Here is a 24,562-nt window from a genome sequence, read left to right as displayed (position 1 = left end):
GCGATCCTTATCCGATCCGTTAGGGTCAGGCCCGGACGTGGTGTTAGCGCACCTGCCGGGCCGTTTGATTATAGCCTATTGATTCAACGGTGTGAATCACCTTCATCCGCGCCAGGCTGTCTCATATCCGCCAGCATACAACGGCAATCTCTCGAACCCTCTATCGCCGGGGTAACGAGACTTCTGGTCTGCATCAGTCCACCTGCCGCGTGGTGGTTGGTTTCTGCGGAAAAATAACCCTTCGCATTCCAACCGAACGGTTCTCTTGTTGGGACCATCGGCACCCCACGGGAGCCTTTGCATCGTGCCCGAATAAAGCGCCATGGGCGACCCGACCGGCTGGCCCGACACGATGTCATTGCCCGCCACAGTCACGCCGTCAGTCGCCATCAGTTGCAGGTAGATGGTCACGGCCCGGTCCCGCACCCGCGTCTTGGCTGCCAGCGCAAGGGCCAGCATCTCGGGCGTTGCTGCCAGTTCGAACGTCACCTGTTCTGCGCTGACCTGATAGGCCGAGGATATGGGGCTGATGCTGATCATGTCGCCCAAGCCCTGCCATGTATGGCCTGCAACCTCCAGATCACCAAAGCCGGTCCACCAGCGGCGCGGGGTGTCCTTGAAATCCATATGCACCAGGACCGCCTGCGTGATCCGCCCTGACCGCAGCAGGTCGTCAGGGATTGCAATCAGGTCGTCTCGGGCGGTCATAGAGCCTCCATGAAGTTGACCGTCACGCTCGGCAGGCGGTTCAGCGACTGATCAAACAGCCCTTCGGTTTCGCTGGTCATCCGCATCCGGCAGACCGGCTTGGCAATCTCCAGCACGGCACCCGCAGACGCCGCAGCACGAAGCGGCGGCTCGATCATCACCCGATGGCCGCTGCCGGGCTGCCAATGGTGCTGCACCCGGTGCAGACGGTCGCCCAAGCTGAAAAACTGGCCGGGCCGTAGTCCGGTGCTGTCGTTCAACGTCAGGCTCAACTCAGTCGCCCGCAGCGCGGCAGATGATGCCAGCGTGATCCGGGGAATGTCCGTATTCTCAAAGCCAAAATGCTCCCAGGTCTGCGCGCCCTTGATGCTGGCAATGTCGCAGAACGGCAGCGGCTTGCCGTCGCGGTCCTTGGGGCGATACCGCGACCGCGCCGGAACAAGCGTTGTTCCGATCCGGCCCTGCATCTGCGCCAGGAACGCCTGCCATTGCAGCGTGGCAGCCTCACCCCGCAGGACGAAGCTGGCGGCTGCCATCCACCGCCCGCGCAAGGTCGGAACGATGGTCTCCGCCCCGCTGATGCTTTCCGCCGGATCCAGAGACTGACCGGATAGGTGAAAGGTCACGTCCTGCCAGAGCGCCAGATAGGGAAAGGTGGCTTGCATTCATCACCATTTTTCGCGCGGGATATGGACAGCGGATCCGACCGCTCACATATCCGTGTTGTCTCAAACCAAAGGACCGCTAATGCGCCGCCTCTTTGCTTCCGCTCTCGTGCTTTCGCTTGCAGCCTGTGGCGCAGGGGGCGTCATTGCTGACTATGGCTCCATCCGGCCCGTCACTCTTGTTCATGGCGACGTGGACTGGAAGTTTTACGACCGCCCCCAAGAAGGCCGCGTGATGGTGGCCCCGACTGTGGCCTCCGTTCGGCAGGTCAATAACTGGGGCGCATGGGACAATCCCGCGCCGTTCCAGTCTGCCGCTCAGGCGTGGCTTGCCCCCCGTGGCTGCACCGCTACCGGCGTCCAGCCTCTGATCAAGGGGCAGATGGAAGTCACCTATACCTGTTAACGCCGCCGGGTTTGGTGATCGTCCATGACGGACGGCACCTGTTGCAGAATGCGCTGACCAGCACGGGCGATCTTGGCGTCAAGTTCCTTGTCGCCCGTGGTGCCGCGAAGGTCGATGGTCAGGGCGACAGACCGGCTGCCGCCGCCTATCGTGCCGCCCCTGTGGATCGCTTCTAGCGTCGGAACGCCGATGCGCTGAACCGCAGGGGCTGACATGACGTATTCGCCCTTGTGGACGATGCCCGCAGGGTCATAGCGCCCCCCTGATCCGGTATATCCCCCGGATGCGAAGCCGCCGCCAAGAAACTTGAACACGCCGTTAAACAACCCGCCCAGGATGCCGCCGCCCTGCCCGCCAGAAGCCCACGGCCCGGTGTTAAACAGCGCGGCTTCCAAGGCGACCTTATCGAACATCTGCGCCACCCCGGCCAGAACTTCGGTGAAACTCTGCCCAGCAACGATGCTATCCAGCAGCCCCTGCTTAGTCCGTTCCTGTGCATCAGCCATAAGCTGCTGCGCCTCAGCAACTCGGCCCTCTGCAATAGCCCGTTCATTCGTGGCGATGATTTCCGCCCGCTTGGCTTCCCCTAGCGCCTCGATAGCCTGCCGATAGGTCATGGACCCGTCCGACAGCATGGCGTCCAGGTCCACATTGCGCTTCTTCGCGTCAGCCAGCAGCATCAGGATGGCCCGCTGCTTTTCGACCTCTGCCGTGACGGCAGCGATGGCCCGACTTTCCGCTTCTGGCCCCATCTGTTCGGCCTTGATAGCCGCAATCTGTTCCGCCTGCTGCGCGTTCAGCTTGGCAGTTTCCTGATCGGTCAGCAGATTGCGGGCAAGCTGATCGCCGTATTCCTTTGCCTGCTTGGCAAGGCGTTCCCGTTCACGGATCTGATCCTTCAGAGCCTTCTCGGCTTCCTGCGCATCCTCTTTCGTTTGCCGGGCCACACTTCCGTAGGCAGCAAGCAAGCCTTCCGCCCGCGCAAGGTGCGGGGCGAACTGTTCCCCGGATGTGGCTTGGCTGACGTTCCCGACCACGCCCCCAGCGGCCAAATCGGAAGCGTTGATCTTGCGGGCATCACCAGACAGGACAGCCGCGTAAATGTTGGCAAGGCTATCACCCGCCTTCACGCCCGCGTCTTGAAGATACCGTCCCGCCGCGACGACTTGTTCCGTGATGGACGAATTGGGCGTTACCCCGTAACGCGGACCTGCCCCCTTGTCCCCGAACTGGATCAGCCCGAAGTGCTGGCCGTTTTTGGTCGTTGGACCCATGACATCCGGGCGAAGCCGACCGCCCGTCTCGAAGGACATGACGGCCAGAAGGTCTTTGGCGGCAATCCCCATCTGCTCAGACAGGGCAGTCACCGCACGGACAAGTTCTTCCTCTTGGCTACCGGCGCCAGCCGCACGCGCCGCCACATACTGCGCTTCAAAGCCCGCTGCCGAATTGGCCCACTCATTGCCCGCGCGGCGGCTGCCAGCATATTCGCTGTATGCCCTGAGCATCCCTTGGAAAGCCATGTCGCTTTCGCGGGCCAACTGCTGCGTCTTGGCAATCTCAAGGTCGATCTGCTCAATCACCCGGCGCGATGCGTCAATCCGATCCTGGGCGCCTTCCTCAACGGCGTCGGCCAGCATCTTTTCGGCCGTCTCGCGCTGTGTGGATAGCTTCTTGAGTTGCTGCGTCGTGTTGTCGTATTCGTCCAGCAGTTCCTGCTGTGCTTCACGCTGGCGTCGGCTGGCGGCACCGATCTGATCCACTGCCGCCCGAACCAAAGTATCCGCAGCCGCCAGTTGCTCAGGAAAGCGCCGCGCGGCCTCGTCTGCACTTCCGGCGACCGACACAAGAATGGTGCGGAAGTTTTCGGCGTCCTTCGCCACAGCCTCCAAGCTATTGCTGGTCTGCAAGCGCCGCAGCGCCATCATTACTTCGTCAATCTGCGCTGCGGTCGCGCCGCCAAGCGCCTTCGCCAGCCTTTCCGCCTGCCCCCGCAGAACGGCATCATATTCCGTGTCCGACTGCCCAAAGATCCGCTCGACGGGCGACACCCCCCCGAAGGCTTCCCCCAAGCGGCTGGCAGACCCTAGAAGATCGCGGCGGGCCGTGGCAGCCGTAAGCTGAACTGTCGCCTCATTGGCGCGGGCCACTTCATCGGCCAGATCGCCGTATTTGGTGCGCAGTTCATCCAGAGGCGCAGAAGCCGCATCCACCGCATCAAGATAGGCGTCAGTCGTCTTTTCTAGGCTCTTCAGCTTATCGTCCAGCGTCTCGGTGTCCATCGCCACCTTGAGAAGCGCAGCCCCCAAGGGGATGGCAATGGCGGCGCCTGCGCCCATCAAAGCCCCTAGCGTCCCGAACCCGCCGAGAAGCTGGGGAAGCTGCTGGCCCAAAGCCTGCGCGGCTGATGTGCCCGCCCCAACTTGCGTGGCGAAGTCTCCGACCTGAAAGCCAAGGTTCTGCAAGCCGCCACCCGTGCGCATGATGCTGGCTTGGGTTTCTTCTGATGCCTGATTGAACTGCCGGGCAGCACGAACGACCTGATCTGTGTGCTGCTTTTGGCTGATCGCACCCACCGAAAGAGCGCGATCCAAGTCTTTCACGGTCTTTTCGTATTGCTTCGTCGCGCGATACACAGGGTCATAGGCCCGCGACAGGGTGTCCAGTTGCTTCATGTGGGCACGCATTGCCTGCGTGTCCGTGACCTTGCCCTGCGCGTCCTGAAACGCCTTTTGCGCTTCGTTGCCCTTCTTTCGATAGAGTTCAACGACCTTGTTCGCTTCGGCGACGAGCTTGGCGTCGGAAAAGCCAGCGGTTAGGACGAGATCGGGTTCTTCGGCCATGTCAGAAACCTGCAATTCCCATTGCGCGCAAATCCGCGTCGGTCAAATCATCCGCTGCACCGCTGGAGCCATTCGATTTCCAGCCATTTGCGCGCGCATAGCCGTCAAGGCAGGCCATGAACTGCCAGGGGGTCATCCGGCCAACTTGATCCGGGTCAAACCCCATAGCAGCCCCTAATCCGTAGTAGCTGCTGAACTTCCATCGCCCGTTTTTTCGCTTTCCGGTGTCGGACCCACCGGCAAATCCTCCCCCACCGGATCATCCGGGGGACCATAAAGGAAAGCCGCCAGGACAGCTTGTGCAGGAACCTTGAAGCCGATGGCGGGGTGCCGTTCGAAGGCAGTATGAACCAGCGACTTGGCTTGGGCGGCATCCATGCCCCCGCCAATCAGCCCAAAGCGCAAGACCTCAAACAGATCATCGGTTTTCCATTGCCCCGTGTTGATCCGGTGCAACAGCCATTCAGGGCCATAGTCGGTTTTTTGCTGAACAGCCTCAAGTTCAGCAAGACCCAGGCGGAAAGAATGCTCTCCGCCCGGCCAAACTGTGCTGATCGCTTTCATCAGGCTTTCATCATCCGTTCGGGCGTGCCGTCGAACTGGATCGCCACCGATGCCGTGACCTTCTGGCCCTTGGTCCGCGTGTTGTTCAACGTGGACAGAAAGGCGGGGCCGGTTTCATACTCTGTATCGCCGCTGGCAGCGTTCAGGTTGCCGACCCGAACCTGCTTCGTGGCGCCGGTATAGAACCAGTCGATCAGGGTGCCGTGCGACTGTGCGGCCCAGACGCCATCCCCGGAAATGGAAACTTCCGTGGCGCGAATGGCCCGCTCGGTCTGCAGCGGCAGGCTTTCATCATCGCAATCCGCCGGAACCTCGGTGGTGTCGAACTGCGCGGTTCGGGTGACGGTGACTCCGATCAGGCCGCAGATGCGCGTCCAGGTCGATCCGTCCTCGCTGACTTCAAGGACAAGTTCCTCAAAGCGTTCAGTGATAGGTGCGGCCAATGTAGCCTCCATGAAAAGCCGCCCACGGGCGGATGACTGTTGCTGGTGAAGGGCCTGAAACTCAGTCGCCCGATTTCCGGCCCTTGCTGGCCGTTTTTGCCCGTTTCGGCAAAACCTCTGTCGCGCGGCCAGCCTTAACGGCGGCGTCAATGAACTCGCGCGGAAAATGCTGCGGCTCTGGCTTGGGATAAGCCGACCAGCCGACATGCGTTTTGCGGCTGGAATAGTGGAACTCACCCGTGAAGATCGCCTTAGCCATTGCGCCAAGCCTCTCGAATGGCAGCCCGCACGCGCGTCTGAATGCGGCGAATGAACACGCTGCGCTGTTTCTTCCATATCGGATAGAAGAACGGCCTTGCTGGGGCGCCGGGGTGCCATTCGCCTTCATTCTGCCGTAAGCCTCGATCCACCGACGCATTGGTCTGCAATGAATGAGGCCGCGTGCCGAACTCGATAAAGCGGGCGTAAAAGGCTTCCTTGCTGCCCGCGTATATCTTGATCCGCATCGTGGCGTATTGGTCGCCCTTGTTCGTCCCGCTGCGGATTTCATCGATCATGAAGGTGCCGGGGGGCAGTTCGCCCCACGTCCAACCAATGCTGCGCCGCAGCTTCCCGCTTTTCTCGGGAACCAGCGCCCGCATCATGCTGACGATTTCCTTGGCGCCCTCTTCCATCGCCTCCCGCGCCGCTTCCACCGCAACTGCCGGGATCTGTTTCAGCTTCGCTTCAATTCTCGGGTTGAGTTGGGCCATTTTCCAGCAGGGCCTCCACTTGGATAACCCCATGAACAGCGCCGCTTGGGTCATCCATGACGCGGGCAATCGACACAGACAGCGTGTGCATCGTCAGGGCTTCGGTATCCGCCCAACCATCCAGCGCGGCGGCAATGTCATCCACTACGTCCTCAAGCCGACCTTTGTTCGATTGATCGGCCCACACGTCGATCTGCAACGTCTGCAACCGGCCCTTGATGCAATCAGCGGAATTGTCGCTCCAATATGACGGCCCAAGGGTGACATAAGGGGAAGCGGTTTCTTCCGTCGCCTTGTCATAGACCCGCCCGTCAAGCGCGGGGACTTGGGCGATGATGCGATCCATCACGATCTTGCGCAGGACGCGACCGGCTCTCATTGGCCCCTGTCCTCGGCAAGCATCTCAAGATAGCCCCGGTCATCCGAAGGCCGGGGATCTTCCTTCACGTCGAAATCCCGCCCGTCCACCAGCACCCGCCATTCGGACGTGATGCGGTCCGTGTCCGGCGTCTTGCGCACGGTCAGGATAGCCGGGCTGCGGCTCTGCATCCGAGCCTGCATGACGCTTTCACCGCCGCGCAGCCAGCGGATGCCAGCCCAGACGGTGAACTGCTCCTGATGGTCCTGCACGACCTGACCGTCATCGTCGCGGGCCTCAACAGGCGCGGCGAACGCGGCGCGATAGTCCAGTTTCATCGCAGCGCCGGGTCACGGTGCCGCTCCAGCAGCGCCACAACCCCCTCGTCGAGGAACTGCACCGGCTTGTCGCTGGTCGTCTGATCCAGCATCAGCACGGCCACGCGAACGATGGCTGCCCGCACCTCGCCAGGCACCGTGCTCTCGGTCCAGCCGTGATCGGGACGCTTGAGATAGTCGATCACGATGGCCTCGGCGTCAGCCAGCAGAACGGCCAACTGCGCTTCGGTATAGTCGATCTTGCCCCGGAACTTCAGGGTTTCCAGCGAGACAAGGGGCATTACCACTTGCTCCCGTCACCGCCTAGCTGCGTCAGATCGCGGCCCGGCTTCCCTTCCGGCCCTTGGATGCCCTTTTCGCCATCCCTGCCGTCCTTGCCGTCGCGGCCCTTCTTGACTGCCAGACGCCAGCCCTTGCCAGTATCCGGGCGCCCCTCAGCCCCAGACTGCGCGATCCAGAACGACCCACCATAGGTCACACCGTCGCCGAGCTGATACGCTTCCGCATCCTTCCATACGCCACGATCCACGAAGCCGGGCAGAACGATAGCAAATTCCTTGACCTGTTCGCCCTTGGCAAAGCGCAGCACGGCAGACCGTTCGCCTGTCTGCTCAAACGTCAGGTCGTCAAACCCGAAGCCGTCGCGGCCATCAGCACCGTCTTTACCGTCAGCGCCAGCCTTCCCGTCCTTGCCGACATACTCACCAAGATCTTTCGTGGTGCCGTCGCTCATAACAGCCACAAGGCGCCCCCCGTCAGCGCGGAACAAGTCTTTCACGTCCAGCCCGTCGCGGCCAGGATCGCCTTTTTCGCCGTCCTTACCATCGGCCCCGTCTTTGCCGTCGCGGGGCGCGGGAATGCTGGTCAAGTATTCAGAGACCTGGCCCTTTAGGACCGGCAAGACATCATCCAGCGAGACACTGGACCCGTCTTTCCCGTTGGCGCCATTCGCACCGTCCTTGCCATCAGCACCGTCCTTGCCGTCCTGCGGCACCGGGATGCTGGCGAGATATTCGGCAACCTGATCTTTAAGGGCGGGCAAGACATCATCCAGCGATACGCTGGCACCATCCCTGCCATCGGCCCCGTCGCGGCCATCGGCCCCATCCTTGCCATCTCGAACGGCGGGAATTTCGGCCAGTTGCTTTTCCAACTGGTCTATCCGACGCAGCAGGGGCGCCGTTGCCGTCTTTACGATGTCGGCAAGTTCGGCGCCGAATGCCTTTGCGTCGATCATGCTGCCTCCATCGCCTTCCGCATAGAAAGCAGGGTTTCCGCCACGAAGGCGCGTTCTTGGGCTTCGGTCGGCTCCGCAGCCGGTTCAGGCTGCGCCCATGGGTCGGGCTGCGCGTCGCGCCGCGCCAATGCCTCAAGGCTGTAGTTCTGCTGCTGCATATAGGGGCTGTCCCCGCCCTCTTTCGGGGGAAGGTTCAAGCGCCTGCGGCCTTCGTTGGGCGCCTTGATGCCCGACTTGACGGCTTCCGCCTCCGCGTTGACCATCGTTGCCGTGTCCATCCTGAACAGGTAATCCAGATCAAATTCCGTCCCGAGCGGGCGGGAAATGCCAAGCCCCTGATCCAGGCATTCTTCGATGCTTTCCACATGGATTTGCAGCGCATCGGTGTAATACTGCATGTTCAGGGCTTCGATGTTGTTATAGGCCGGGGCAGGTCCGACGCCGATCTTGTAGGCCGGAACGCCAAACGCCGTGCAGACCATCTCAGCCGACATTTTCAACTGCTCGATTAATTGCGCATCCGTCGCAGTGACCGCCATCGGCTCATACTTCAAGCCATCGCCCAGGACCGCGACCTTGCCCGCGTTCTCCCCGGAATACTGCGTATCCCAATAGGCTTTCAGACGCGCCGCCGTCTCGTCGGAAATCGCGCCGGGGGCCGTCAGCACTCCACCGGGATTGCTGTTGTTGTTGAAGAACCGCGCGCTGTTGTTCTGGATCGCCAGCCCCTGCGCCGCCGCGATGCCACAGGACGCAATCGGGGAAATCCCAACCAACGGGTGATAAAACGTGTTCCAGCGGTCGTGGATTATCTCACTGGCCGGGATGGTCACACTGGTTTCATACTGCCGCGACAGGTCATCGCGGGCCAGTTCGTAGTAAACGCCGCCATCCGACGCGACCAGAACCTTGACGTGCCGGGGGTCCAGCACAAACAACGCAGACACAACGCCCCGCTGATCGCGCTGCTTGAGAACGTAGGCGTTCCCGTGGATCAGCTTGCTTTCCATCCAATTCCCGAAAAACTGGATGCGGTTCTGGTAGGCGTTCGGCTTGCGCAACACCGGACTGTAAGCCGGGTTGTCCTTCTCGGCCCAGATGCGATCCGGCGTCAGTTCAACCATGCGAACCGGCATCTTGGCAATATCGCCAGCGATCAGCGACACGCAGCGCGAGACAGCGGCGAATGTCATCACGCTGTCCAGCTTGATCTCCTGGTTCATCTGCCAAGCGCCTGTGAAAGGCTCTTGTATCCAGCCCCAGAACCCGCGCGAACTGACCTGTTGGGGCTGCACGCGCTTGCGGGTGATGTCGAGGCCGAAAATGCGCACGATCAGTCCTCGGCCTTCATGTCCTTGCGACGATAGGCCCGCTTCTTGGGCTTGTCGTCATCTGCATTGCTATCCTCGGCCTTGTCCTCGACTTCCGGCACATCCCCGTCAGCCGCCTTTCCGATAGCCCGGAGAATACGCGCGTCGCGTTCCGATTTCGGCTCGAATTCATCGCCAGGGGACAGCCATTGCCCCGCATAGCGCATCGCCTTGACTGCAATCATGCCAGCCTCCTGTTGAGGGGCGGGCAGGTTTCCCCGCCCGCCGTTAGGGTCAGGCGTAAGCTGCGCCCGTGATATACTGAACAGCGCCTGCGCGGCGCTTGGTCCAGTTGATGAACCGCTCGGCGCGAATGCCGACCATGTTCATCTGCCACAGCGACACCATGACGGTGGTCGCGGTGGGCGGGTTCGTCGGCTCGCTATCCATTTGCAGCGAAGCCTGATTGCTGGCGTCCAGCATCACCTGCCCGTCATCGGCCAGCATGATCTCCGAGGCTTTCGCCAGGATGATGCGCGAACCTGCCGGGATGGCGGGCGGGCCGGTGACTTCCGACTGAGCCGGGATGTTCTCGGACAGGATGACCGGGATCCCGAAGAAGGTGCCAGCGGTGCCGCCGCTGATGGACAGGCCGGGGAATTCCGGCTGACCAAGCGGGTTCAGCAGCATGGCGATTGCCAGCGCCTGCGTCTCGGTCATAATCCAGACAGCGCCCGACAGCGACATGTTGGCGGTGATGAACTTCGCCATCAGCGCCTGAACGTCAGCCCGCAGGTGATCCGCACTCGTGCCGCTGGCGACAACCGGGGTCACGCCATTGGTGATCGAGGCGGGCGAAACCCCCGAAACCGCAGCCTTGGCCGGATCAACAAAGTCCTTGTCGATAAGGCCGCCGATGGTTTCGACCAGATCGCGGCGAACGATGTCCTCCGCAGCCGGGTTCGAGAACCGCACCAGTTCCTCGGTCATCACGACGATACCAGCAACCTTGGTGTGACCAAGGGTGATGCTGTCAAACGCCAGCGACGACACGGGCTTGGGGGCGCCTTCACCGACCCAGCTTGCCGACGCGCCGCCGGTCTGCCGGGGCACCTTGATGTTGAACGGCACACGGCGCAGACCGTCGATGCGGCCAAGGATGGTCGCGGGGCGCAGCAGTTCGGCAAACTCGCTTGCCATGTTACTGTATTCGACCAGCGGCTTTGCCCAGTTCGTGTCGGTCGTGGTGCCCGCCGCAACAGCGGCTTTCAGCACGGTTTCGACCTGGGGGGTATCATCCCAACGCTTGGCGATTTCCGCCGACTGCATCAGGTTGCCCTTACCGGCCATCAGCGCCATGGCGTAGCGCGTGAACGCGGTGCCTTTGGGCAGGTTGTTGCCCTTCACCGCAGCAACGGTGCGAACGCCTTCCGATGCCTTGGTGGTGGTGGCATTGGTCACGTCAGCCGCCGATTTAACGGCCAGCTTTTCCATGTCGCGCAAGCGGTTCAGGTGTTCGTCAATCGACTTCACCTCGCCTTTCAGGTCATCGTATTCCTGGGCACCTTCCGCATCGAGCGTTTCACCGCTTTCAGCCGATGCATCCATCAGTTCAGCCATGCGGGCCGACTTGGCAGCGCGCGTGGCCTCAAATGCCGAGATTTGCTCGGCAAAGGTCTTCTTGGACATCTGCTTGTCTCCATTTGCAGATTTGACAGGGACGGCAGACGCGCCGACTTCCGACCCAACAGCATTCTGGCCTGACGCGGCCCGCTGCTCAGTGTCGTATTGCTTGACCGCAAGAATGGACGCCTCGGCGTTCGCCGGGATCGTCACTGCTGACAACTCCATCCATTCCCACGAAGTAAACTTTCGACCCCAGGAACCGGGGATATCCTCGCTCTCAAGACCGCGAAAGCCGATGGACAGACCCCGCACCAGACCCGCCTTGATGCGGTTCCATGCCCGGTCAATCTCGGCGTCAACGCCCTTGGCAATCTTGGCGACGACCTCGATACCCTTGGCCGTTACCGTCGCTTCCGTCACATGGCCGATGGGCTGCGATGCGTCGTGCTGCCACAGCAGAGGAAGGGGAAGCGCGAACTTGGCGCCTTCCGGCACGACGACATCCTGCACGCGGTCGGGCGCAGGGGTGGTGGCGATGCCTCGGATTTCCCGCGCGTCGTCGTCAACGGCCTTGATCTCCAAGACCGAATAGGCACGATTTTCCATCGCGGCCTCCTAAGTGATTTGTGCTGTCAGCCGACGATCAGCATTTGGTATTGCGGCGGGCGAGGCGCTTCCGGGTTGCGGCTCATCACCGTCACAGCGTCAAACAACGCCATTGCCGGGTCAATCTTGGCATCCCCAGCGTTCGCTTTCGTTGCCCTGATCGCCGTTGCGGTCGGCTCGATCTTGATGTTGCCGACACACCAAGCCATCAGCGCGGACCCGTCATGGCGCAGTGTGCCGTTGATCAGCTTTCGCTCTGCCGTCTTGATAGCGTTCATCATCGCATAGCCCTGGGGAGCGCCGATGACCTTGCCGTTCTCAGGGGTCACGTCGATTTCCGCCAAGGCGTCGATCATTTCGCCCAACCCGGCAGGGTCGGCCGCGACCGATGCCAGCAACCCACGCTGATTGATGTCGTCCACCAGTTCAGCGATCTGCCTGATGTCATCCAGTTCATCCCCAACAATCGTCAGGGTGCCTTCCGCCTCGAAATCCCGCAGGCGGGATGCGATGCTCTTGCGCAAGTCCAGCACTCCCTTGTGGCACCACGCATGATGCCACGCCAGCCAGTCCTTGCTTTCCTTGTCACGCCCAACCACGGCGACACCGAACAAGTCGTCCGCGCCGCCGCCGTCCAAACCCACCACTACAACCTCAGACCGGGAAAGCACTTCTTCCAAGGTCAGCGCCTTGTCGCCCCGCTTGGCCCAATAATCAGCGCCGGGCCATCGGTTGGCCCGGAGGTTCATCCCGATTTCGACGTTCAGGTGCTTGGCTAGGAAGGTCGCCCGCGTGCCAGCGTCCTTCGCCATTTCCTTGCCCATTTCCCGTTCCAGCCATTCCTGGCTGACCGACCGACCCATGTTGGGGTTGGTCACATAGAAATAGGCGGGGTCTAGGTAGGCTTCTTTCTTGATCAGTGCCTGCGGGAACTCATACAGCACCGGCAGAAACCGCCTGTCATCAATCTTGCCGTCCCGCACATCGCGGGCATAGTCCAGCTTGTCCTTGAACACGCCAGCAGGCGGCGCGTCCGATTGCGTGGTCAGGTAGATGATGAAGCCCTCTGGCCTCGACACCAATCCGCCCGTTGCTTCTCGCAGCATCGCATCGGCCTTCGGCTTCGATCCGAACAGCCACAATTCGTCAATCAGGATGCGGCCCGATTTCTTACCCGACACGGTATCGTTATCAGCCGCGACCACCTTCAAGGATGACCTTGTGACCCGATGCCGAATGGTCCGCTGGTGGTCAATCACATGCAGAAGGTCGCTTAGCTCCTCATCAGCCCGCACCATCGCAGCGGCAGGGTTGAAGCTGGCCCCGGCAACTTCAATCGTCGGCGCCAGGATCAACAGTTCTTCTTCCTCGCGCCAACTGATGATTAGCGCCGTCAGCATCACCCCAGCGGCAATGGTTGACTTGCTATTTTTTTTACTGATCAGGAGCATGAACTCGCTAATCAGTTGGTTGCCTGTCTCAGGGTCATTCGCCCCGAAGATCGCAGCCACGAAGTCGAACACCCACTGGTCGCAGACCTCACCAAAGGTCGGCTTGCCGGGCATGTCCGCAACCCGCAGGGACTTGAACACGCCTAGCGCATAGTCCGCTTCCGACTGGAACAGCGGGTCGAAGGGGATCAGGCTTTGCCGCCGAACGATCCGATCAGACCAGTCCTTGCACTCGGTGGACCACTCAACCATCAGCCGTTATTAACCGCCAGTTTAGGACCACCTCGCGGAGCGAACCTTCCCGCAGCCGCCACCTTTTCAGCATTGGCCTGCCTCTGCGCCTTCTTTCCCTCTGGAGCCTGCGCCTCATTCCAAGTCTTGAACGCCGTCGCCAGCGCCTTAATGACGTTCGCCCGACCGGGCAGTTCGATAGCCTTCATCATCGCGGCACGGCGGCGAGGGTCCTCCTCATGCGCCTCGATCATCTCCGCTAATTGCGTGTGATGGGTCGTCGTGGCGTCCAGTTCATCTAGCAAGCGGAAGATCAGGTTGTGGCCTTTGCCAACGATCTGCTCTGGATCGGTAGCATCAACGCCCGCCATCATCACCGGCTCAGTGCGCGGTGCGTCGGAGGTGCGCACCGGCTTGCGCGCCTTTTCGGGGCGATCAGGCCAACCTTCCTGCTTTGCTTTCTTGCGAATTGCAGACTCAGAAACCTGATACCAGTCTGCCAACCACCTGATACTCTTGTCAGATTGCGACCAGTCAGACCGGATGGAAGGCCAGTCAATCGGCTTTTTCTCATCGGCCATGCTTCACAGTGCGCAGCGAGTGCGCACCCTCCAACTCCCCAGCAGGGAAAAAATCTCGGAATGAGTGGGCCGCGGGTCCGTGGGATCAGCCCGATTTTTACTCGGGGACGCCCCCCCCCTACACCTCGCCTCGCCGCTCCATCGCCTGCTTTCGGCTGTCATGGCAAGACTTGCACAGGCACTGGATGCCTTGCCGGTCCCAGAACAACGCCTCATCGCCACGGTGCGGGGTGATGTGGTCAGCCACCAGGTTTCGGCTCTGCCCTTCCATCTTCCCGCACATGGCGCAGGTGAACATCGCATCCACCAGCACCTGCCATCTCAGCTTCTGCCAGCGGGCGGTGTTATACCATGCTCGCCAAGGGCTGGCCTGCCTGCGGTGCCGCGCCCGGCCTTCCTCATCCTTGGGCGCCTGTAGCGTGGGGCGCATGGCCGTCAGGCGGGGCGTCTGCGTGGGCAGCTTAGCCATCGTGCCTGCTGCCTTTACCGTCCCACTTGCGGGGCAAGGTCAGCCTTCCGGCTTGCGGGAGAATGCTTCCTCTAGCGCGGGAAGGATGGCATCAATCACCTTGCGGGCTTCATCCACCATAAGGGCGTCAACGTCCACTCGCAGCACTTCCTGCCCGGTGGTGCGGCTGATGATCCTGCCACCTGCGGCTTCCATGAACATTGGCATAACCGCCTCGCTGTATGGTTGGGCTATCCGGCCTTGCCGTGGGTGAGCGGCCTTGTGTTTGGCCCGTCAGCGTCCTTTGCCCACGGGGTGAATGTGGACGCTGATGAACTGAGCGGAACCCCTTATCGCAGCATCGGGGCCGGGCCGTGACGGGGCATTGCTGCAACCGTCCTGCGTATGCCCGCGCTCATGTAGACTGCCCGACCGGGATAGCCCATCCCTTCTATCCGCGCCCAGCATCCAGGCGACTTACGAGGCAGTCTGCATCAGAGCGGCTAACGAAAACGCGGCGCCGATCTCTCGGGCCGCGCTGAATTACAAGCGGTGGCGATCAACCCACCGGCCAGGCTCTTAACCTGGACTTAACGCGGATGCCGAAGCAGAGCCGCAGCGCAAAGCAGACCTGTAGCCAAACCTCGCGCGCGATTATTTGGTCGCACAGTTCCTACCGTTTTGCAACCCCTTATCTCGACATGGCGTCCGATAGCCGGTCTAGGGCCTCCCGCAGATGGGCCAGCCCTTCCCGCGTCCGCAATGCGCCATAGATGCGCGACGGGTGCTGACCGTCCAAGACGCAGGCGGAAATAAGCGTCTTGTCTTGCGGGTGAACATGCCGGGCCAGCTTCTCATAGCGGCTGATGCGGTCGATCTGGATGGTGACAGCATGGTCCGGCTTGGGGCTGGACTGCACCCGGTCATTGTCGGGCAGGCATGGCTTGCTGCGCATGGTAGCCTCGAATGCGTCCCGCAGCATGACGGCGGCGTTGTATCCGCCCGTGCTGATGCTGCCGCGCTTGTGCCAGTATTGCAGCAGGTCGATGCGGCGGGCACCCGTGATCCCGTTCGGGTTGATCGTCTCGCCCGTGTCAGGGTCAATATCCCCGCGCTGCTCGATGATAAGCCCCATGCGGTTGGCCTGCCCTGTTGCGCCGTGATCCCAAGGGCTTTCCGGCATGGTGACGCGACCCTTGCGCCGGGCCATGACGCCAGCGAGTGATTGCTTGCGCTGTCTGGCAAGCTTGCGGGATTTCGTCTTAGCCATTGTCGGCCCCGTTTTCCGCCCCGTGAGGCGCGTTGATAGTGTCGGACGGCTCCGCATACCCGGAAGGGTCGTTGCGGGGCTGTGGGGCGGCTTCTAGAGGCGCTGCGGGCAACTCCAAGACGCCAAGCCCGACCGGGATGCCCTGCAACGTGGCGATCTGTGCCTCTGCTGCGTCGATGATGCGTTGCCTGCTGGTGACGGTGTAATGGCGCAGGCCCGATCCAGCAGCGGAGAGGATGGCTTCTGCCAGTTGTTCGGGGGTCATGGTATCACTCATCGCCCTGCCCTCTCTCGCTGTCGGAGTCCCAATGGTCCAGATCGCCGCCGCCCAATGCTCTCACCTGATCGCGGATGGCTGCGTTGTCGGTGTGTCGCTCCTGGCGGCGTTCCTGCTTGCGGCTGTCGCGCTGGCGTTGGATGCGGGCTTTGGGGTCGTGTTGGCTCATGCCTGCGCTCCGTGATGCTGTTCCCAGAAATCGGCCATGACGTGCAGCAAGGGCTTGCCTGTTCGCGCGGCTTCATCCGCCAGCCGGGCGCGGCCTCTCACCGACATCCCATCAACGGTCTTTTTCGGCGGGCCAATCTTGATGCCCTGCTTCCACAGCACGTCCATGGTCTGCTGGCTGACGCGGCCGCATCCCGCCTTCGCTGCGGCTTGTCTCGCGGCGTTGTAGCTGATGCCTAACGCAGCGGAGATTTCGGTGCTTTTGCATCCCTTCGCCTTGACTTGCCGGATCCATTCGGCCCGCTCTGCCAACAGTTCCGGTCGATGGTTTCCAATCCGGCCGCGCAAGTGTTTGGGGGCTGTGAGGGTCATGCTGCTGCCCTCCGCTGCTGGGCATCAGCCTTCATCAGCGCACCGATGATCCGGTCCATGTCGCCTTTGCGGACCCAGTTGCGGACCGTTTCACGCCGATGGCCGATGTAGTCTGCGAAGATTGCCACGGAGGGCCATTGGCGATTGCCGATGGTGATTGGGCGGCGGCGGGATGCGTTCAGACGGGCGGCTTCACGGCCCAGGCGGTCCAGATTGCCCCAGGTATCGAGGTGATAGCCGATGGTTCGCTTCGACACGCCTAAGGCTTTTGCAGCAGCCCCGTGGGAAATGTAGAGGGTGCCATCCGGTCCCAAGACTGGGCAGGCGTTGATATGAGCCTTCATGCCTCGCCTCTCCGCTTGCGGATGTTGCGAAGGCCGCTCATGACGGTGGTGTGGTCGCGCTGGAACACGCGGCCGATCTGCGACAGGCTGAAACCGTGACGGGTGGCGATGTCGTAGATCGTTTCCCGAACGCGGCACAGGTGGGCATCCCTGCCAGGGCCGAGAACCAGCCATACCGGGATTTCGGCTTCTTCGCAGACTTCGCGGGTGATCTGGCGAATGCTGGCCCGCTTGTGGATGTCGCGGATCTGGGCGCGATCTTCTTCGGTCAGGAAGCTGTGGGATTGGTAGGTCATTCTGCGGCCACCCGGTTTGCGCTAAGATCAGGCTGTTGCAGTTCGGGCGATTGGCGGGCGCGATCCTCGGCATCGGCTTCCGACACGCCCCAGATGTTCGCCAGAACGGCGACATGACGGCGATATTCTGCATCACCGAGGATGGACGACAGCGGATCACCACGGCGGGACTGCTCGGCCCTGCGTGCAAGGATTTCGCGCTCATCATCGGGGAACAGCGTGAAGCCACGGAAGCGGGCTTCGGCCAGATCCTTGAAGATGCCCCGCTCGACCATCTTCCGGGTGCGGAAGCCGTTACCCATGCCCGGCATCTGCGTTCCGAACTTCTGGAACCATCCGATCAAGGCATCAACCGCTGCGACTTCGGCCCGGGCGTTCGGCCCGGCTTGTTCTTGGGGCCGTTCTGCACCACGGCAGGCCCGAACCACCTCACCGGGGGCGGGCCAGCTTCGCGTCGTCATGCTGGCTTCCAAGCGGCGCAGGGCATCTTCGAACCAGCCCTGCCAGCCGTCATCGGGGGCGTGATCCAGGAAGATGCGCAGAATGGCGTTGGCATCATCCTGCATGGCTTGGGGATTGTTTGCGATCTGGCGCGGCGGGCTGAAACGATCCAGCCAAGCATTGACGCGCATCGTGATGTCGGCAGTCATTGAATTGCTCATTGGCGGTATTTCTCCGGGATCTGGGCGCGGATGCCGTGGCCGGTGGGCCGGGCATGGTTCTGGTGAAGGGGAAGGATTTCAGCAGCGCGGAGCGGCGGCGCGGACAGGGCGGCGCTCAGGCGCGTCATGGCGTTGGTGAAGTAGGAAAACCGGCTTGGAGGACCATCGGTCTTGCCCCGCATGATGCTGGCAATCTCAGCCTCGACAGCCTCAATCGACATGCCGGGCATAGCCAGCCAGCGGTTGGCTTCGGCCACATCAGACGGGGTGCCAATGAACTTGCTGGGGCCGACTACGCCGTCAGCGCCAAGCCCCATGGCAATGAGGATGCGTTCTCGAACCGAAAGGCTTTCTGAGGAAGGAACGGTCTCTCGCGCGCACGCGCTACCACCACCACCATATTCTATTCTATTCTCTTCTATTCTGCTTGAAGCAATTGCTTGGCCCGATTCATTATCGGACAATGCCTTAGCAGCGTTTTCAGCCCTCTTTCGTCCACCTTTCGCGCCACTTTCGGCCCTCGAACCGGACACGGAACCGCGCTGAACTATGTCTGAAATGGCCTTGTCGTTGGTGATCCGGCCGTCCTCGATCCTCAGTTCACCTGCTTCGATCAGGGCGTTTAGGAGCGTCCGCGCCTTCCGTGTGGAGCAGCGAAACAGGCCAGCTAGAACACGATCATTGTTCGGCACGGGCTGGTCGTGTTTGTGGATCGCGTTGATGATGCGCAGGAGCGCCGCTTCTTCCTCAAGCGACAGTTCAGCGGTGCGGAAATCCCAGTCGGCGGGGTCCATCTTGTAGTAGGCGCTCATTACGCCACCTCCGCAGTCACGATGACCGCGCCGCTCTTGCACTTTTCGCCCCGGCGCAGGGTGTAGCTGAACAGGCTGTCATCCACGCCTAGGCAGGCGGACAGGCCGTCAATGGCGCCCTTCATGGCGGATAGTGCGCCGTCCAGGTCGAAGCGGCGGGCGGTAGGCCCGCAGAACGTCATGGACAACCGGACCTCATGGACGGGATGCGCGGGCTTTTCCCATCCAGCAGCTTTGGCGATGAAGAATGCGGCCGAACGCTGCGCATCACGGGCGGTCTTGTTCTTGGCCCAATGAGCCTTTCGGTTCGGCCACAAAGGCTGGGCAGGCCAGTCGATTGCGATCTGCGCCATCATGCCTTCGGCTCCACGATTTCGATCCACACGTGCTGTCGATCCTCGTCGTGGATCTCGATGCGCTTGGCCTGCCGACCACGCGCGATCACGTCACGGGCCTGATCCAGCGTCAGGCCCGCACGTTCTGCGATTTCAGCGGTGGTGAACTTGCCGCCACGGGCTGCCTTGATGAACGCGATGCTTTGCTGTTCGGGGGTCATGCTGCAATCCTCCGATCCAGCCCCGCCCGGCGCAGCCAGTCGCGCAGGGCGTCGTTTAGAGCGGTCTTTGCCGCCAGATCGGTGCGGGCGGTCTTTTCGGATCCGTGCCGATCCAGCAGAAGCCTCCAGCGGCAGGGCTGGCCGGGGAAGATCACGCCTGCCTCGATCTCCGACAGCAGGGCGACGATGCGGCCATGGGGCGGGAAATCCTGGCGGAAGGTCAGCATGCCTACCCCTCGCCCACAGGGACATGATGGATGGAGTGGGTCATGCGCGCCTCCCCCTGATGATCCCCAGCCCGACAAGGGCGACGATCAGCAGGACGCCAGACGCAGGAACCGGCACAGGGGCGACAGGCGGCACATCAACCGGCGGCGTGATGCAGCGGCAGGGATAGGACGGCTGCGGGGGCCAGTAGGGCGGCATGGCGATGGACGATGCGACCTGCTGGACCTGCGTTGACGGCGAGGCGATCTGCGGCGCGGCGGCGGCATCTGCGGGGATCCACGTCCCCCAGGCATAGCCGGAGGCGGGGATGTGCGCGTAGGGATCGACCTTCGCCAGCGGCACGTCCGCATCAGGCGCGACGATCAGTCGCGGGTAATCCACGCCATCGGCGCGGTGCGGGGGCGACCAGACGGCCGGGCGGAAGCCTAGGCCCTCGAACCAGTGGATGCCTGCATCGGTCATGCCCATGCCTCCAGATCGCCAAGGGCGCTGTCGCCGGGGATGAACGTCGGGCGATGATACAGTCCGCCCGCGTAATCGGGGGAGACCTTGCGGACACGGCCCATCCAGCCCTTGAGAACAAACACCGCGCGAACGGCATTGTGGCTTTCGTCAATGGCGCCCGCGATTTCGGCCAGCGTGTGTTCCCAGCCGAACGCCTCGCACCATTGCCATGCACGGAATGCGATGGTCTGGGATCTGGGGGACAGGCGGGCGCTCACGCGGCACCCGTTGTCTTTTTTACAGGTGATGCTTGAAGGACTGCATTGGCGCACACAGGTGAATGCGTATGATGCATTGTCACCCCGCCCGCTTAAGGCTTGCCTCGACCCAGCTTGACGCCGGGACGAAGCCATTGGTCTCGCGTTCAATATCGACCGCCAGTTGCAAGCCAGGGGTCATTTCCTCACGCGTCAGGCGCGAGATGATGCTCGGATCGACGGACACGCGAGCGGCAAACGCGCGCTGCGTGAGGCCTTCCTTCGCAAGATAATGGGTGAGTTTGGACATGGCAGCATAATGCACCAGATGCATAAAGAGGTCAACACTCTCAATGCACCTCGTGCATTTGCCTCAATCATGCATCACGCGCATGATGCCGCCATGAATTTGCGCACTTACCGCACAGCGAAGCGGCTGACCCAACAACAACTGGCAGAACTGGTCGGCGTGGATCAGGCCACGATCCAGCGCGCCGAAAAAATGCACAGTAGCGCCAGGCTGGAAACCTATATCAAATGCGCCGACGCCTTGGGGGTCACGCTGTCGGACCTATTCAGCGATGAAAGAACCGCTGAAGAAGCCCTCTTGGTCATAGCGTTTCGGTCTTCTGATGCGTCCCGTCGCAAGGTTCTGTCGGCCTTGGCGATTGAGGCAGGAAGCCAGCCGCCGTCGCCTGCGCAATGAGCCATTTGATTTGCTCATCCGTTAGTTTCGCAAGCGCCGCTGCAAATTCCTGTTCTTCCGTCATCGTCCCACCCAGACCTGTGCTCCCGGCGAGAACTTTCCCAGAACATCCGCGACCGCGCAACTGTCGAACGGACAGGTTGACCGCATTTGCTTGTGGAAGAATCAGCCGGAAACAGGGCGTTGCGGCGAAGCTGCTGGACGAATGGGCCGACAAGGTGACGCAGCCGATGGAGGAATGGGATTGACCGAGGACGACGAGCAGTTGCTCAAGCAAACGCTAGCTAAGGCAGTCGAACGGATTGAGATGTTGGAAGCATCCAACCTGGCCCTTTGGAATTGGGTGAAGCAACTGGCAAGCCAAGACGCAATGGCTTTGAGTTTTGCGGTGCATCTCCTTGATCGAACTGACAAAGGTAAGGCTGCCCGAGAAGAAATCACCAATACAATCTTTGATAACAGGGATACGCTACTGGGGGAGGACGCGCCTAGATGACCGATGGCTATCCACATCCCAAATTCACCGAGCGCAGACGGCAGCTGGGTCGTGACGCATTGAAAAATGGTGATGGCGATGGCACATTGCCTCCTATGGAACAGCGGTTGTCCCGACTTGAAGAAGCCTTTGCGCGCGTAGACATCAGCCTTGATCGGCTGTCTTCTGATATCGCCGATGTGAAGGCGTCACAGACAAGGCTTGAAGATCGGACATCTCTCATCGGCGCTTCGCAGGCCCGGATTGAGGAGCGGATGGAACGCGTCATGGATCGCGCCCGTGATATGCCCACCCCCGACAAGGTGGACAGCATGATAAATTCGAAGATGGGGATTGCGGCGCTTTTGTTCGCAGGACTTGGCGCCCTGATCGCGGCGATCACCTACGCTGCCGGATAGTCCGCGCCAACCGACCGTCACTACAGTAGCCCGCCCGACCAGGCGGGCTTTTTGCTGCGCTGACGGCCACGGCGGGGATCGACCCGCAGCCGGTTCCCCGGTCGTGTCCTTGGGTAGGTAGCCCGCGCTCCATGCGCAGTTCGCGACCGCCAGCACCTGCACCATAGCACGGGCGAATCAGGGACAGGAAGAATTCGATGCACGTCATGCATTTTATGCTTGACTGTCGAATGCACCACATGCATATTTGTCCTACCACCCGCCGAAGACACGCAACCGCCTGACGGCAACAGCGCAGATCGCGGGATCACAGGAGGACAACCGAAATGACCGCCAATCCCGACTATGAAGCAATCGCCCGCGCCCACGGCTGGACCGAAGTGGATCGCGATCCTTCCGAAGATCGCTGCGAAGATGGTCCCTGCCTCTGGCACGAGGGCGCCGATTATGCCGCGCCGCTCGGTGCGTGGCGTGACGCCTGCGAACTGCTGGGCATCCTGGATGCTGACGGCAACCTGATCGCGGAGGACGCGTGATGCCGATCCCCATCCTTTTCCCCCGCAGCCTTGACGGCCTGCTCTACAACCGCAAACAGACCATCCGCCTCGCTGCCTATGCCGTTCATCAGACGCGGCATCAGTTCCGGTTCGCCGCACGGCAGACCGATTGGGCCAATCGCCTGTCGGCCCGGATTGCGCAGGTGGCGAAATGAGCAACATGCCTTGGGCCGTTTACCGCTGTGACCGTATCCAGCGCGGCCAGACCCCGCAGAACGAAGTCTTTGTCAGCGGGCACCTGACGCCCGGCGAGGCGATGGACGAAGCCAACCGCCTCAAGGCTGGCGACCGCTCCAACAGCTACATCGTGGGTGCTGCGTGATGGGTGGCGTTCTTATCGGCTTCTCCCGCTGTCCGATCACGGTCACGGCCTTGCGTCGGATGGGTATCGAGGCTGTCACCTGTGATATTCGGTCAGCCGACCATTACTGGCACATTCAGGACGACATCTGGGACGTCGTCAACTGGCGTTGGGATTGGGGCATCTTCCATCCGATGTGCACCTATCTGACGTGCAGCGCGGCTTGGGCCTTTTCAGATCCCGACTTCGACCGATACCCCCGCGTCGGCTATCACCAGAAGGTCAAACCCGGCACCCTGACCGGAGAAGCCCGCCGCCAAGCCCGAGAGAAGGCTTTGGACGATGTGCGCCGCATCATGGCGCTGCCCTATCCCAAGGCCATCGAGAACCCCGCCACCAGCTTTATCAGCAAGGCGATCCGCAAGCCCGATCAGGTCATACAGCCCTATCAGTTTGGCGACGATGCCAGCAAGGGAACCGGCCTCTGGCTGGACCGGCTGCCACGCCTCACTCCCACGCGCCGAGTTTCCGGTCGGATCGTCACCCACAACGGCAAGCATGTCGAACGCTGGTCCAACCAGACCGACAGCGGCCAGAACCGTCTGACCCCGACCGATGATCGCTGGCTCCAGCGCAGTGAAACATACCCCGGAATTGCCATGGCGTTCGCGCAGCAATGGGGAACCGCGACGAAGGAAATCGCAGCATGACCCCGATCCAAGCGCCCGTGTCGCCCCGCACCGGCTGGCTGTCCGATCTGATCATCCTGAACGAGCGCATCCGCCGGGACCGGATCATCACCCTTCCCAGCTCTGAATACGAGCAGATCGTCCCCGCCCACATCGCTGCTGCAAAGCTGGCAGAGGGGACGCGGTGATGGCCGACAAACCGATCAAGGCCATAAAAGGCTTCGACCATGATCTGCAATGCCGTGGGTTCCAGTTTGCTGTCGGCGAGACCTACAAGCACGAAGGCACGGTCGAAGCCTGCGTCGGCGGCTTTCACGCCATCCCCGAGGATGTTCATCCGCTGGCGGTGTTCAGCTTCTACCCTCCCGCCGGAAGCCGCTTCTGTGTGGTAGAGGTTAACGGCAAGACCGACCGCGAAAGCGACAAGATCGCCGCTGAAATCCTGACGGTTCAGCGGGAGATCGGACTGGGCGAACTGGCCCAGGAAGCTGTGGATTGGGTGATGGCCCGCGCCTCCCTGGAAGGCCCGGTTGCGGTCAAGGACAATGGTCTAGCCACCGCGTCGGGCGATCAGGGCGCGGCCACCGCGTCGGGCTATCAGGGCGCGGCCACCGCGTCGGGCTATCGGGGCGCGGCCACCGCGTCGGGCTATCAGGGCGCGGCCACCGCGTCGGGCTATCAGGGCGCGGCCACCGCGTCGGGCTATCGGGGCGCGGCCACCGCGTCGGGCGATCAGGGCGCGGCCACCGCGTCGGGCTATCTCGGTCAGGTCCAAGGAAAGGAAGGCAACGCCCTGTTCGCGGTCGAACGCGAGACGTGGGACGGCCCCATCCTTTCAGTCGCCTGCGGGATCGTCGGCAAGGACGGGATCAAGGCTGACACCTGGTATCACGCCAAAGGCGGTAAGCTGGTGGAGGTCGCGCAATGACCAGACCCAGCTTCGACGAAATCCAGGACTGGCGGAAGGACCGCCACGGCTTGGACCGAATGACCCGCTGGCAGATCGCAGGCGTGGGTGTGCTGGTGATCAGCACGGTAGCTTGGGTCGCGGCCAACATCGCTGTCATCGCCTACCTTCGCGCAACCGAACCGCATCCGATCTGCGCTGCCCGTGCGCTTTATGGCGCGGAGTGCAGCGCGGTTCTGGCGGAGGGCCGGTGAC

General features: G+C 61.9%; 44 protein-coding genes. 11 read left to right on the top strand and 33 right to left on the bottom strand.

Annotated features, from left to right (window positions below):
• Positions 1-102: 102 nt before the first annotated feature.
• A complete protein-coding gene (locus PARHAE_RS03835) occupies positions 103-708 on the bottom strand; it encodes a hypothetical protein (protein ID WP_126153275.1) in 606 nt (201 codons plus the stop codon).
• A complete protein-coding gene (locus PARHAE_RS03830; RefSeq protein ID WP_126153274.1) occupies positions 705-1,373 on the bottom strand; it encodes a hypothetical protein in 669 nt (222 codons plus the stop codon). Before PARHAE_RS03830 ends, PARHAE_RS03835 begins: the two co-directional genes overlap by 4 nt.
• An 82-nt stretch (positions 1,374-1,455) precedes the next feature.
• Here PARHAE_RS03830 and PARHAE_RS03825 point away from each other — a divergent pair, with 82 nt between their 5' ends.
• Complete coding sequence (locus PARHAE_RS03825) at positions 1,456-1,779, top strand: hypothetical protein (RefSeq protein WP_126153273.1); 324 nt, start codon at positions 1,456-1,458, stop codon at positions 1,777-1,779.
• Here PARHAE_RS03825 and PARHAE_RS03820 read toward each other — a convergent pair.
• From PARHAE_RS03820 to PARHAE_RS03685, 31 genes are all read right to left on the bottom strand, one after another.
• Positions 1,776-4,622: a coiled-coil domain-containing protein gene (locus PARHAE_RS03820; RefSeq protein WP_126153272.1), complete on the bottom strand. Its 2,847-nt coding sequence runs from the start codon at positions 4,620-4,622 to the stop codon at positions 1,776-1,778. The two genes, PARHAE_RS03825 and PARHAE_RS03820, sit on opposite strands and share 4 nt — an antisense overlap.
• Position 4,623: 1 nt before the next feature.
• Positions 4,624-4,758: a hypothetical protein gene (locus tag PARHAE_RS21860; RefSeq protein WP_277600639.1), complete on the bottom strand. Its 135-nt coding sequence runs from the start codon at positions 4,756-4,758 to the stop codon at positions 4,624-4,626.
• Between the two features lie 38 nt (positions 4,759-4,796).
• Complete coding sequence (locus PARHAE_RS03815; RefSeq protein WP_126153271.1) at positions 4,797-5,186, bottom strand: gene transfer agent family protein; 390 nt, start codon at positions 5,184-5,186, stop codon at positions 4,797-4,799.
• A complete protein-coding gene (locus PARHAE_RS03810) occupies positions 5,186-5,629 on the bottom strand; it encodes a phage tail tube protein (protein ID WP_206436853.1) in 444 nt (147 codons plus the stop codon). The genes PARHAE_RS03815 and PARHAE_RS03810 overlap by 1 nt, the downstream gene beginning before the upstream one ends.
• Before the next feature lie 61 nt (positions 5,630-5,690).
• Positions 5,691-5,888 carry a hypothetical protein gene (locus tag PARHAE_RS03805; RefSeq protein ID WP_126153269.1) on the bottom strand — a complete coding sequence of 66 codons (198 nt, stop codon included), beginning with the start codon at positions 5,886-5,888 and terminating at the stop codon, positions 5,691-5,693.
• Positions 5,881-6,381 carry an HK97 gp10 family phage protein gene (locus PARHAE_RS03800; RefSeq protein ID WP_164555135.1) on the bottom strand — a complete coding sequence of 167 codons (501 nt, stop codon included), beginning with the start codon at positions 6,379-6,381 and terminating at the stop codon, positions 5,881-5,883. Before PARHAE_RS03800 ends, PARHAE_RS03805 begins: the two co-directional genes overlap by 8 nt.
• Complete coding sequence (locus PARHAE_RS03795) at positions 6,356-6,760, bottom strand: DUF3168 domain-containing protein (RefSeq protein WP_126153267.1); 405 nt, start codon at positions 6,758-6,760, stop codon at positions 6,356-6,358. The genes PARHAE_RS03800 and PARHAE_RS03795 overlap by 26 nt, the downstream gene beginning before the upstream one ends.
• Complete coding sequence (locus tag PARHAE_RS03790; protein ID WP_126153266.1) at positions 6,757-7,077, bottom strand: phage head closure protein; 321 nt, start codon at positions 7,075-7,077, stop codon at positions 6,757-6,759. The genes PARHAE_RS03795 and PARHAE_RS03790 overlap by 4 nt, the downstream gene beginning before the upstream one ends.
• The gene (locus PARHAE_RS03785; protein WP_126153265.1) at positions 7,074-7,358 is read right to left on the bottom strand and encodes a phage gp6-like head-tail connector protein; all 285 of its coding nucleotides are present in this window, start codon (positions 7,356-7,358) and stop codon (positions 7,074-7,076) included. The genes PARHAE_RS03790 and PARHAE_RS03785 overlap by 4 nt, the downstream gene beginning before the upstream one ends.
• The gene (locus PARHAE_RS03780) at positions 7,358-8,314 is read right to left on the bottom strand and encodes a collagen-like domain-containing protein (protein WP_126153264.1); all 957 of its coding nucleotides are present in this window, start codon (positions 8,312-8,314) and stop codon (positions 7,358-7,360) included. Before PARHAE_RS03780 ends, PARHAE_RS03785 begins: the two co-directional genes overlap by 1 nt.
• Positions 8,311-9,645: a phage portal protein gene (locus tag PARHAE_RS03775; RefSeq protein WP_206436852.1), complete on the bottom strand. Its 1,335-nt coding sequence runs from the start codon at positions 9,643-9,645 to the stop codon at positions 8,311-8,313. Before PARHAE_RS03775 ends, PARHAE_RS03780 begins: the two co-directional genes overlap by 4 nt.
• 2 nt (positions 9,646-9,647) lie before the next feature.
• Complete coding sequence (locus tag PARHAE_RS03770) at positions 9,648-9,869, bottom strand: hypothetical protein (RefSeq protein ID WP_126153263.1); 222 nt, start codon at positions 9,867-9,869, stop codon at positions 9,648-9,650.
• A gap of 49 nt (positions 9,870-9,918) precedes the next feature.
• Positions 9,919-11,856 carry a phage major capsid protein gene (locus PARHAE_RS03765; RefSeq protein WP_126153262.1) on the bottom strand — a complete coding sequence of 646 codons (1,938 nt, stop codon included), beginning with the start codon at positions 11,854-11,856 and terminating at the stop codon, positions 9,919-9,921.
• Positions 11,857-11,882: 26 nt separating this feature from the next.
• Complete coding sequence (locus PARHAE_RS03760; protein ID WP_126153261.1) at positions 11,883-13,559, bottom strand: terminase large subunit; 1,677 nt, start codon at positions 13,557-13,559, stop codon at positions 11,883-11,885.
• Positions 13,559-14,119, bottom strand: coding sequence for a hypothetical protein (locus PARHAE_RS21315; protein ID WP_206436851.1), 561 nt, complete (start codon positions 14,117-14,119; stop codon positions 13,559-13,561). Before PARHAE_RS21315 ends, PARHAE_RS03760 begins: the two co-directional genes overlap by 1 nt.
• A 118-nt stretch (positions 14,120-14,237) precedes the next feature.
• Positions 14,238-14,588 (bottom strand): HNH endonuclease, encoded by a 351-nt coding sequence (locus tag PARHAE_RS03750; RefSeq protein ID WP_126153260.1) that lies wholly within the window; start codon positions 14,586-14,588, stop codon positions 14,238-14,240.
• Between the two features lie 39 nt (positions 14,589-14,627).
• The gene (locus tag PARHAE_RS20975; RefSeq protein WP_164555134.1) at positions 14,628-14,789 is read right to left on the bottom strand and encodes a hypothetical protein; all 162 of its coding nucleotides are present in this window, start codon (positions 14,787-14,789) and stop codon (positions 14,628-14,630) included.
• A gap of 469 nt (positions 14,790-15,258) precedes the next feature.
• A complete protein-coding gene (locus tag PARHAE_RS03745) occupies positions 15,259-15,777 on the bottom strand; it encodes a hypothetical protein (protein ID WP_164555133.1) in 519 nt (172 codons plus the stop codon).
• Positions 15,778-15,829: 52 nt separating this feature from the next.
• Positions 15,830-16,114: a hypothetical protein gene (locus PARHAE_RS03740; RefSeq protein ID WP_126153258.1), complete on the bottom strand. Its 285-nt coding sequence runs from the start codon at positions 16,112-16,114 to the stop codon at positions 15,830-15,832.
• Positions 16,107-16,283 (bottom strand): hypothetical protein, encoded by a 177-nt coding sequence (locus PARHAE_RS20970; protein ID WP_164555132.1) that lies wholly within the window; start codon positions 16,281-16,283, stop codon positions 16,107-16,109. The genes PARHAE_RS03740 and PARHAE_RS20970 overlap by 8 nt, the downstream gene beginning before the upstream one ends.
• Complete coding sequence (locus tag PARHAE_RS03735; protein ID WP_126153257.1) at positions 16,280-16,654, bottom strand: hypothetical protein; 375 nt, start codon at positions 16,652-16,654, stop codon at positions 16,280-16,282. Before PARHAE_RS03735 ends, PARHAE_RS20970 begins: the two co-directional genes overlap by 4 nt.
• Positions 16,651-16,998: a hypothetical protein gene (locus tag PARHAE_RS03730; RefSeq protein ID WP_126153256.1), complete on the bottom strand. Its 348-nt coding sequence runs from the start codon at positions 16,996-16,998 to the stop codon at positions 16,651-16,653. Before PARHAE_RS03730 ends, PARHAE_RS03735 begins: the two co-directional genes overlap by 4 nt.
• Positions 16,995-17,294, bottom strand: coding sequence for a helix-turn-helix domain-containing protein (locus tag PARHAE_RS03725; protein ID WP_126153255.1), 300 nt, complete (start codon positions 17,292-17,294; stop codon positions 16,995-16,997). The genes PARHAE_RS03730 and PARHAE_RS03725 overlap by 4 nt, the downstream gene beginning before the upstream one ends.
• Entirely contained in the window at positions 17,291-17,944 is a 654-nt protein-coding gene (locus PARHAE_RS03720; RefSeq protein ID WP_126153254.1) for a hypothetical protein, read from the bottom strand. Before PARHAE_RS03720 ends, PARHAE_RS03725 begins: the two co-directional genes overlap by 4 nt.
• Before the next feature lie 8 nt (positions 17,945-17,952).
• Complete coding sequence (locus tag PARHAE_RS03715) at positions 17,953-18,768, bottom strand: DUF1376 domain-containing protein (protein ID WP_126153253.1); 816 nt, start codon at positions 18,766-18,768, stop codon at positions 17,953-17,955.
• Positions 18,768-19,124 carry a hypothetical protein gene (locus tag PARHAE_RS03710; RefSeq protein WP_126153252.1) on the bottom strand — a complete coding sequence of 119 codons (357 nt, stop codon included), beginning with the start codon at positions 19,122-19,124 and terminating at the stop codon, positions 18,768-18,770. The genes PARHAE_RS03715 and PARHAE_RS03710 overlap by 1 nt, the downstream gene beginning before the upstream one ends.
• On the bottom strand, positions 19,121-19,324 hold the full coding sequence (locus PARHAE_RS03705) for a hypothetical protein (protein ID WP_126153251.1): 204 nt from the start codon (positions 19,322-19,324) through the stop codon (positions 19,121-19,123). The genes PARHAE_RS03710 and PARHAE_RS03705 overlap by 4 nt, the downstream gene beginning before the upstream one ends.
• Positions 19,321-19,551 carry a hypothetical protein gene (locus PARHAE_RS03700; protein WP_126153250.1) on the bottom strand — a complete coding sequence of 77 codons (231 nt, stop codon included), beginning with the start codon at positions 19,549-19,551 and terminating at the stop codon, positions 19,321-19,323. Before PARHAE_RS03700 ends, PARHAE_RS03705 begins: the two co-directional genes overlap by 4 nt.
• A 40-nt stretch (positions 19,552-19,591) precedes the next feature.
• Positions 19,592-20,014, bottom strand: a complete 423-nt coding sequence (locus PARHAE_RS03695; RefSeq protein WP_126153249.1) for a hypothetical protein — start codon at positions 20,012-20,014, stop codon at positions 19,592-19,594.
• Positions 20,011-20,274 carry a hypothetical protein gene (locus PARHAE_RS03690; protein ID WP_126153248.1) on the bottom strand — a complete coding sequence of 88 codons (264 nt, stop codon included), beginning with the start codon at positions 20,272-20,274 and terminating at the stop codon, positions 20,011-20,013. Before PARHAE_RS03690 ends, PARHAE_RS03695 begins: the two co-directional genes overlap by 4 nt.
• Before the next feature lie 79 nt (positions 20,275-20,353).
• Positions 20,354-20,563 (bottom strand): helix-turn-helix domain-containing protein, encoded by a 210-nt coding sequence (locus PARHAE_RS03685; protein ID WP_164555131.1) that lies wholly within the window; start codon positions 20,561-20,563, stop codon positions 20,354-20,356.
• Between the two features lie 9 nt (positions 20,564-20,572).
• On the opposite strand from PARHAE_RS03685, the gene PARHAE_RS03680 reads away from it, so the two are divergent.
• The 10 genes from PARHAE_RS03680 to PARHAE_RS03650 all read left to right on the top strand — a co-directional run bounded on the left by PARHAE_RS03680 (position 20,573) and on the right by PARHAE_RS03650 (position 24,561).
• Positions 20,573-20,959, top strand: coding sequence for a helix-turn-helix transcriptional regulator (locus PARHAE_RS03680; protein WP_164555130.1), 387 nt, complete (start codon positions 20,573-20,575; stop codon positions 20,957-20,959).
• A 244-nt stretch (positions 20,960-21,203) separates the two neighbouring features.
• Complete coding sequence (locus tag PARHAE_RS03675) at positions 21,204-21,455, top strand: hypothetical protein (protein ID WP_126153245.1); 252 nt, start codon at positions 21,204-21,206, stop codon at positions 21,453-21,455.
• The gene (locus tag PARHAE_RS03670) at positions 21,452-21,853 is read left to right on the top strand and encodes a coiled-coil domain-containing protein (RefSeq protein WP_126153244.1); all 402 of its coding nucleotides are present in this window, start codon (positions 21,452-21,454) and stop codon (positions 21,851-21,853) included. Before PARHAE_RS03675 ends, PARHAE_RS03670 begins: the two co-directional genes overlap by 4 nt.
• 326 nt (positions 21,854-22,179) lie before the next feature.
• Positions 22,180-22,389, top strand: coding sequence for a hypothetical protein (locus tag PARHAE_RS03665; RefSeq protein WP_126153243.1), 210 nt, complete (start codon positions 22,180-22,182; stop codon positions 22,387-22,389).
• Complete coding sequence (locus PARHAE_RS20965) at positions 22,389-22,565, top strand: hypothetical protein (RefSeq protein WP_164555129.1); 177 nt, start codon at positions 22,389-22,391, stop codon at positions 22,563-22,565. The genes PARHAE_RS03665 and PARHAE_RS20965 overlap by 1 nt, the downstream gene beginning before the upstream one ends.
• Positions 22,562-22,732: a hypothetical protein gene (locus tag PARHAE_RS20960; RefSeq protein WP_164555128.1), complete on the top strand. Its 171-nt coding sequence runs from the start codon at positions 22,562-22,564 to the stop codon at positions 22,730-22,732. The genes PARHAE_RS20965 and PARHAE_RS20960 overlap by 4 nt, the downstream gene beginning before the upstream one ends.
• Positions 22,732-23,421, top strand: coding sequence for a hypothetical protein (locus PARHAE_RS03660; protein ID WP_206436850.1), 690 nt, complete (start codon positions 22,732-22,734; stop codon positions 23,419-23,421). Before PARHAE_RS20960 ends, PARHAE_RS03660 begins: the two co-directional genes overlap by 1 nt.
• On the top strand, positions 23,418-23,588 hold the full coding sequence (locus tag PARHAE_RS20955; protein ID WP_164555127.1) for a hypothetical protein: 171 nt from the start codon (positions 23,418-23,420) through the stop codon (positions 23,586-23,588). The genes PARHAE_RS03660 and PARHAE_RS20955 overlap by 4 nt, the downstream gene beginning before the upstream one ends.
• Positions 23,588-24,328: a DUF7666 domain-containing protein gene (locus PARHAE_RS03655; protein ID WP_126153242.1), complete on the top strand. Its 741-nt coding sequence runs from the start codon at positions 23,588-23,590 to the stop codon at positions 24,326-24,328. Before PARHAE_RS20955 ends, PARHAE_RS03655 begins: the two co-directional genes overlap by 1 nt.
• Complete coding sequence (locus PARHAE_RS03650; RefSeq protein ID WP_126153241.1) at positions 24,325-24,561, top strand: hypothetical protein; 237 nt, start codon at positions 24,325-24,327, stop codon at positions 24,559-24,561. The genes PARHAE_RS03655 and PARHAE_RS03650 overlap by 4 nt, the downstream gene beginning before the upstream one ends.
• Position 24,562 lies beyond the last annotated feature (1 nt).

It is taken from the genome of Paracoccus haematequi (assembly GCF_900631945.1).
GTDB classification, from domain to species: Bacteria; Pseudomonadota; Alphaproteobacteria; order Rhodobacterales; family Rhodobacteraceae; genus Paracoccus; species Paracoccus haematequi_A.
The sequence above is the reverse complement of the archived record's forward strand: the minus strand, read 5'-3'. Positions and strand labels throughout refer to the sequence as shown.